The sequence below is a fragment of the Methylobacterium sp. B1 genome (genome assembly GCF_000333255.1).
GTDB lineage: Bacteria > Pseudomonadota > Alphaproteobacteria > Rhizobiales > Beijerinckiaceae > Methylobacterium > Methylobacterium fujisawaense.
In genome coordinates, this window is the sequence record NZ_BACT01000570.1 from 1 (window position 1) to 6,420 (window position 6,420).

The window sequence follows — 6,420 nt, forward strand, 5'->3', positions numbered from 1 at the left end:
CCTCAATCAGCTCTTACATTGTGCCCAATTTATTTACGGGACTTGATCTGAGCGCGCGCGAAACCGCGATCATATCGTCATCGTAAATTGTAGGCTACATTACTTTGGAAGTCCTGGCTGCGCGGCCGCCACCGCGATACGATCGGGCACCAATCAGGGATGGAACGCCATGCAAGGCAGATCGCGGAACGTGCCTTCCATATCGGCGTGTTCGACCCGGCCTATGGCGGCGACCCGGTGCTGTTCCAGCACCTGTTCTGGTTCTACTCCCACCCGGCCGTGTACATCATGGTCCTGCCCGGCATGGGGGTGATCTCCGAGATCGTCCCGGCCTTCGCGCAGAAGAAGCTGTTCGGCTACCGCTTCGTCGCCTACGCGTCGATCGGACTGGCCTCCGTGACCTTCTTCGTCTGGGGTCACCACATGTTCGTCAACGGCCAGAGCGATTTGGCCTCGCTGGTGTTCTCGGGCCTGTCCTTCGCGGTGGCGGTGCCCTCGGCGGTGAAGGTCTACAACTGGACCGCCACGATCCATAAGGGCTCGCTCCGGCTCGATACCCCGATGCTCTACGCGATGGGCTATATCGGCCTGTTCGTGCTCGGAGGCCTCACCGGCCTCTATCTCGCGACGCTCTCGATCAACCAGCACATCCACGCGACCTACTTCGTGGTCGCGCATTTCCACTACATCATGGTCGGCGGCACGGTGCTGGCGTTCCTCGGCGGCCTGCACTTCTGGTGGCCGAAATTCACCGGCCGGATGTACAGCGAGCCCTGGGGCCGGGTCTCGGCGCTGCTGATCTTCCTCGGCTTCAACGTGACCTTCTTCCCGCAATTCATCCTGGGTTACCTCGGGATGCCGCGGCGCTACGCGACCTACCCGGCGGAGTTCCAGCTGCTCAACGTGCTGTCCTCGGCGGGCGCCACGATCCTGGCGGCGGGCTACATCTTCCCGATGCTCTACCTCGTCTATTCCCTCTGGTTCGGCCGGAAGGCGCCCGCCAATCCGTGGAACGCCAAGGGGCTCGAATGGGAGACGGCCTCCCCGCCCCCGACGCACAATTTCCTGTCCCCGCCCGAGGTGCCGCGCATCCCCTACGACTACCCGATCCAGGCCCAGGAATCCCGGGACCAGCACGGATGAGCAAAGGTCTGGCCGACGGCGTCGGGGTCGCGCGCGCGGAGCATTTCGAGAGCGTGGCCCAGCAGCGCGAGGCGGCGACGCTCGGCATCTGGGCCTGGCTGATCACCGAGTTGCTGCTGTTCTCGGCGCTGTTCCTGGTGGCGCTGATCACCCGGATCCAGCATCCCGAGGCGACGATCGCGGCGGCCAAGCACCTCAAGTTCTGGATCGGCGCCACCAACACCGTGGTGCTGATCTGTTCATCGCTCACGATGTCGATGGCGATCGAATTCTCCCGGATGGGCTGGCAGCGCGCCATGGTGCGGGCGATGCTGGCGACCGCGGCGCTCGGGGGCCTGTTCCTCGTGCTCAAGGGCTACGAGTACTACGCCGACTGGGCCGAGCACATGATGCCGTTCCTCAGCGATCGGCCCTTCGCGCTGGCCGAGATGCCGGCGGCGCGGCTGTTCGTGAACCTCTACTACGTCGCAACCCTGCTTCACGCGCTGCATCTGTTCACCGGTATCGCGCTCCTGCTCGGCATGACCTGGATGGCCGCCAAGGCCGGGTTCCTCGCCCGGCACCAGAACTGGATCGAGGTCTACGGCCTGTACTGGCACTTCATCGACCTCGTCTGGATCCTGGCCTTCCCGATCCTCTACGTGGTGAACCGGTAGGATGCGGAACCCCCTCGCGACCCTGAGCGCCGAAGACCGCGCCCTGATCCGGCGGCGCCTGCGCACGCCGGTGCTCACCTTCCTGGCGCTGCTGGCGCTTCTGGCCGTCAACGTCACCCTCGGCGCCACCCTCCCCTTCGCGCAGGTCTGGATCGTCGAACTCGCCGTGGTCGCCGTGATGGTGGCGCTGATCCTCCTCGTCTCCATGGAGGTGATCCATGAGCCGCCGCTGATCCGGCTGTTCTCGGGGCTCGGCTTCTTCTGGGTCGCCATCCTGGTCGGCATGACGCTGACCGACTATCTGGCGCGCTGAGCGACGCGAAATCCGTTGTCCGGGCGGCCGAACACTCCTAAACGTCGCCGCTCCCCCGCATAGCCCGGCTGACAGACGATGTGCGAACTGCTCGGCATGAGCGCCAACGTGCCGACCGACATCCGCTTCTCCTTCGCGGGCCTCGCCCGGCGCGGCGGTGAGACCGGGCCGCATGCGGACGGCTGGGGGATCAGCTTCTACGACGGGCGCACCTGCCGCAGCTTCCACGAGCCGGAGCCGAGCGCCCGCTCGCAGCTCGCCCGGCTGCTGCGCGACATGCCGATCAAGAGCCGCATCGTCGTCGCCCATGTCCGCAAGGCCAATCGCGGCCGGGTCAGCCTGGAGAACACCCACCCGTTCTCGCGGGAATTGTGGGGCCGCCGCTGGACCTTCGCGCATAACGGACAGCTCAAGGGCGTGAAGCGTCTGCCGCTGGGCGGCTTCATGCCGATCGGCTCGACGGACAGCGAGCACGCCTTCTGCTGGATGCTCGGCCGGCTCCAGGCCCGGTTCCGCGCCCTCCCCCGGCCCGAGACCCTCGACCGGGCCGTGGCCGACCTCGCGGGCGAACTCCACGCCCTCGGCGTGTTCAACATGCTGCTCACCGACAGCCGCACCCTCTACGCCCATTGCGGCAAGCGCCTCTGCTACCTCACCCGGCGGGCCCCCTTCGGCAAGGCCACCCTGATCGACGAGGACTGGCAGGTGGATTTCGCCGAGGAGACCACCGAGCACGACGTGGTGACGGTGATCGCCACCCAGGCGCTGACCCGGGACGAGTGCTGGACCGATCTCGCCCGCGGCGACGTCCTGACCCTGCGCGACGGGGCGATCCGGCTGTTGAGACCGGCCAACTTAGCTTAAGTGTGTTTTGCCTGAGGGTGCATGCCCGCGCCCGATGCGCTAGAACTCCGGTAACAGGAGCGCATCGGCCGGGCTTTCCAACCGGTTCGGGCCGACAAGCGCTCCGCCTCGACCCGCCGGGGACCACAGGTCGAGCCACGACGAGTTGACGAGCGCGATACACATGACCCGCGACGACACCGACACCGTCCTGTCCCAGGAGGACGGGACTCGGGATGGCCGCCCGAACCTGGCTCCCGGGATCCGCACGCATCTCGGGGAGCATCTGCGCACCGTCTACGAGCGGATCGGCGAGGAGACGCTGCCGTCCCGCTTCGCCGAGCTGATCGAGAAGCTCGAGGCGGCTTTGCGCGCCCGCGGCGAGGCGATCGAGCCGGAATTCCGCAACGGTCTGCTCGCGGCCGTCCCGTCCCTGCGCGCCTTCGCGCTGTCGCTGACGTCGAACCCCGCCCGTTCGGACGATCTCGTGCAGGACACCCTGCTCAAGGGCTGGCAGCACCGCGCCCGGTTCCAGCCGGGGACGAACCTCAACGCGTGGCTGTTCACGATCCTGCGCAACATCTTCTACTCGGATCACCGCAAGCGGGTGCGCGAGGTCGAGGATCAGGACGGGTCCTACGCGGCCCGGCTCGCCACCGCCCCGCACCAGGGTGACCGGCTGGACGTCGAGGATCTGCAATCGGCGCTGGCCAAGCTGCCGCCGGATCAGCGTGAGGCCCTGGTCCTGGTCGGCGCCGAGGGCGTCTCCTACGAGGAGGCCGCCGCCATCATGGGCTGCAAGGTCGGCACGGTGAAGAGCCGCGTCAGCCGCGCCCGTGGCAGGCTCGCGGAGCTGCTGGGCTACGACGAGGAGGATCTCGGCTCCGACCGCTTCATCCAGTCGGCGATGCCCAAGGACGCGTGAGGGCTCAGCCGGCTGCATCCCGGCGTCCCACAAAAAAAGATGCATCCGATTCCGGGGGTCGGGCGTTACCGGCCCGAGCTTCGCTGCGCCTGCGCAGCGAAACACCACGGAACGGAGATGTCCCGCATGACCTTCAAGACCCTTATCGCCGCCTCGGCCCTCGTCCTGTCGCTTCCGCTGGCCGCCCAGGCCCAGGGCACGATCCCCGGCGCCGAGCGCGGCGCGGCTGCGGGTGCCGATGCGGCCGGCCCGATCGGCGGCATCGTCGGCGGCGCGGTCGGTGCGGCTACCGGCACGGTGGGCGGCATCCTCGGCGTCGACATGGCCCCGCGCTTCCGCAGCTATGTCCGCGAGCGCAATGTCCGCTCCTACGACTATGACGGCCGCGTCGCCGTCGGCACCACCCTGCCGGCTTCGGGCGTGACCTATTACGACGTGCCCAACGAGTACCGCGTGCAGCCGGGCTACCGCTACACCGTGGTGAACGATCGTCCGGTGCTGGTCGATCGCGGCCACCGCATCGTCGAGGTCATCGACTAAGACCCCGGGCCGGTTTCGAGCTGGCCCAAGCGCCCCCGGAGCCCGGCTCCGGGGGCATCTTCATAGCCGCGGCCGTCGGCGCAACGCTTCATCCGTCCGGCCGTTGAGAGATGGCCCGAGCCGTGAGGCGATCATGAGCGACGCACCCACCGATCCGAAAACCACTCTGCCGGAGCCCGTGCGCGACCACCTCGGGCAGCAGCTGCGCGGGGTCCTGCCGGTGGGGTCGGACAAGCCCCGCTTCCTCGGCGACGATCCCGTGCCGGATGCCTTCGAGCCGCAGATCCGCCGGCTCGAGACCCGGCTGAAGACCCACGAGGAGGGGACCGAAGCCGTCGGTCATGCCCTCGACCAGATCCTCGATGCCCTCGGCGTCAAGCCGGACGAGACCGACAAGCCCAAGGGCTGAGGCGGCACCGCGCGTCCGCACAGGCGTCAGACGCGCGGCTTCTCGGCCAGCAGGTCGCGGATCTCGGAGAGAAGCTTCACGTCGGCCGGCATCGCGTCGGGCTTCTTGGCCTCGGCGGTCTGCAGGCGGTTCATCGCCCGGATCACCAGGAACAGCACGAAGGCGACGATCAGGAAGTTCAGGGTCAGAGTCAGGAACTGGCCGTAACCGATGACCGCGCCCTGCTTCTTGGCATCCGCATAGGGCAGGCCTGCCTGCACCTTCGACGAGAGCGGGATGTAGTAGTTCGAGAAGTCGAGCCCGCCGGTGATCGCGCCGATCACCGGCATGAAGATGTCCTGGACCGCCGACGTCACGATGGCCCCGAAGGCCGCGCCGATGATCACGCCGACCGCGAGATCGACCACGTTCCCGCGCAGGCGAACGGCAGGAGGGTGGCCGTGACGGCGATCTGATAGGCGTTGACCACGAAGATCGCGTCGGCCGGCCTGACCGCCAGATCCTTGGCCATGACGGGCAGCGCCACGTTGACGATGGCGCCGTCGAGGACCGCCATGGTCATGGCCAGCGCGATCGCCGCCATGGCGAGGACGCGCTCGCGGGGCGGCAGGCCATCGTGCGAAGGCCCCTGCGGGTGCCTCTGCGGGTGTCCGTGACGGCCGCCGGCTGGACCGAGCGGGACCTGCGCCATTCCTGCGCGCTCCTGCGGCGTCCCGGCGGGTCCGTGACGTCGATGGCTGGGAAAATCCGGACGCAGGACGCGCCGCGGACGCTGTTCCCTGTCGCGCAGGCGGCACGGCACGTCGAGGGGCGTCGTGTGTCCTATGTCACGGCACGGGCAGGTTTGTTCGCGTCGGACGGGTGCCGCGTCGGGGGCTCGTGCTCCGCCGCGGGGCGACCCATCCCTTGTCCGGCGGGGGATCGGCTTTCCTGAAGGTCCGCCTGTCCGCAGGCAGCGCGAGGCGTGCCGCCGGTCGAAGCGCGGACCGCCGCAGGCCGCTCAGGCGAGCATGTAGGTGAGCAGGGAGCGGAGCTGCGCCGGCTTGATCGGCTTGTGCACGAGTTCCGCCCCGGCGGCCGTGACCCCGTCCTCGACGGCATCGGAATGGTCGGCGGTGGTGACGATGACCGGGACCGGATCGGCGTGCACGGCCCGGAGGTAGTTGGCCACGTCGAGGCCGCAGGCGCCGTCGTCGAGATGGTAGTCGAGCACCAGGATGTCGTGCTGGCGCTGTTCCTGATCGGCGCGTTCGGCACCGGCCTCGTCAACGTCATCGCGGCCATCGCCCTGTCTCACTGGGCTTGGTACGCCCGCATCGTCCGAGGTCTCGTCCTCGAACTCAAGACGCGCGACTACGTCCTGGCCGCCCGGATCGCGGGGGCGTCGCCGGCGGCGGTCTTCATCGAGCACGTGCTGGCGGGGGTCCTGCCGCCGCTCGCCGCGCTCGCCACCCTGGACGTCGGCCACATGGCCCTCCACGTCGCCGGCCTGTCCTTCCTCGGCCTCGGCGTGCAGCCTCCGACCGCGGAATGGGGCGTGATGATCAACGAGGCCCGAACCTTCTTCTGGACACGGCCCCTGCTGTCGTTG

Annotated in this window: 7 protein-coding genes and 4 pseudogenes; 8 read left to right on the plus strand and 3 right to left on the minus strand. The window is 68.3% G+C overall.

Annotated features, from left to right (window positions below):
* Positions 1 to 180: 180 nt before the first annotated feature.
* The 7 genes and pseudogenes from I53_RS16675 to I53_RS16705 form a co-directional block, all read left to right on the plus strand.
* A pseudogene (locus tag I53_RS16675) lies at positions 181 to 1,143 on the plus strand (cbb3-type cytochrome c oxidase subunit I); the annotation flags it as partial.
* Positions 1,140 to 1,799: a cytochrome c oxidase subunit 3 gene (locus I53_RS16680; RefSeq protein WP_043352610.1), complete on the plus strand. Its 660-nt coding sequence runs from the start codon at positions 1,140 to 1,142 to the stop codon at positions 1,797 to 1,799. The pseudogene I53_RS16675 and the gene I53_RS16680, both read left to right, overlap by 4 nt.
* 1 nt (position 1,800) lies before the next feature.
* Positions 1,801 to 2,112, plus strand: coding sequence for a hypothetical protein (locus tag I53_RS16685; RefSeq protein WP_043352611.1), 312 nt, complete (start codon positions 1,801 to 1,803; stop codon positions 2,110 to 2,112).
* A gap of 78 nt (positions 2,113 to 2,190) precedes the next feature.
* Positions 2,191 to 2,976, plus strand: coding sequence for a class II glutamine amidotransferase (locus I53_RS16690; RefSeq protein ID WP_043352612.1), 786 nt, complete (start codon positions 2,191 to 2,193; stop codon positions 2,974 to 2,976).
* Between the two features lie 163 nt (positions 2,977 to 3,139).
* Positions 3,140 to 3,880 (plus strand): NepR family anti-sigma factor, encoded by a 741-nt coding sequence (locus tag I53_RS16695; protein ID WP_043352613.1) that lies wholly within the window; start codon positions 3,140 to 3,142, stop codon positions 3,878 to 3,880.
* A gap of 126 nt (positions 3,881 to 4,006) precedes the next feature.
* Positions 4,007 to 4,420 carry a DUF1236 domain-containing protein gene (locus tag I53_RS16700; protein ID WP_043352617.1) on the plus strand — a complete coding sequence of 138 codons (414 nt, stop codon included), beginning with the start codon at positions 4,007 to 4,009 and terminating at the stop codon, positions 4,418 to 4,420.
* Between the two features lie 133 nt (positions 4,421 to 4,553).
* Complete coding sequence (locus I53_RS16705) at positions 4,554 to 4,829, plus strand: hypothetical protein (RefSeq protein WP_043352614.1); 276 nt, start codon at positions 4,554 to 4,556, stop codon at positions 4,827 to 4,829.
* A 26-nt stretch (positions 4,830 to 4,855) separates the two neighbouring features.
* Here the strand turns inward: I53_RS16705 and mscL are convergent, their stop codons facing one another.
* From mscL to I53_RS16715, 3 genes and pseudogenes are all read right to left on the minus strand, one after another.
* A complete protein-coding gene (mscL, locus tag I53_RS16710; RefSeq protein ID WP_043352618.1) occupies positions 4,856 to 5,248 on the minus strand; it encodes a large conductance mechanosensitive channel protein MscL in 393 nt (130 codons plus the stop codon).
* Positions 5,239 to 5,520, minus strand: a pseudogene (locus I53_RS31430) (MFS transporter); the annotation flags it as partial. The gene mscL and the pseudogene I53_RS31430, both read right to left, overlap by 10 nt.
* Before the next feature lie 309 nt (positions 5,521 to 5,829).
* Positions 5,830 to 6,051: pseudogene (locus I53_RS16715) on the minus strand (hybrid sensor histidine kinase/response regulator); the annotation flags it as partial.
* Between I53_RS16715 and I53_RS16720 the strand changes: the two are divergent.
* Positions 6,019 to 6,420: pseudogene (locus I53_RS16720) on the plus strand (ABC transporter permease subunit); the annotation flags it as partial. The pseudogenes I53_RS16715 and I53_RS16720 overlap by 33 nt on opposite strands.

What these genes read in the sequence shown, in the direction of transcription:
- I53_RS16680 (WP_043352610.1), top strand. Translation starts at nt 1,140, where the DNA reads ATGAGCAAAGGTCTGGCCGACGGCGTCGGGGTCGCGCGCGCGGAGCAT.
- I53_RS16685 (WP_043352611.1), top strand. Translation starts at nt 1,801, where the DNA reads ATGCGGAACCCCCTCGCGACCCTGAGCGCCGAAGACCGCGCCCTGATC.
- I53_RS16690 (WP_043352612.1), top strand. Translation starts at nt 2,191, where the DNA reads ATGTGCGAACTGCTCGGCATGAGCGCCAACGTGCCGACCGACATCCGC.
- I53_RS16695 (WP_043352613.1), top strand. Translation starts at nt 3,140, where the DNA reads ATGACCCGCGACGACACCGACACCGTCCTGTCCCAGGAGGACGGGACT.
- I53_RS16700 (WP_043352617.1), top strand. Translation starts at nt 4,007, where the DNA reads ATGACCTTCAAGACCCTTATCGCCGCCTCGGCCCTCGTCCTGTCGCTT.
- I53_RS16705 (WP_043352614.1), top strand. Translation starts at nt 4,554, where the DNA reads ATGAGCGACGCACCCACCGATCCGAAAACCACTCTGCCGGAGCCCGTG.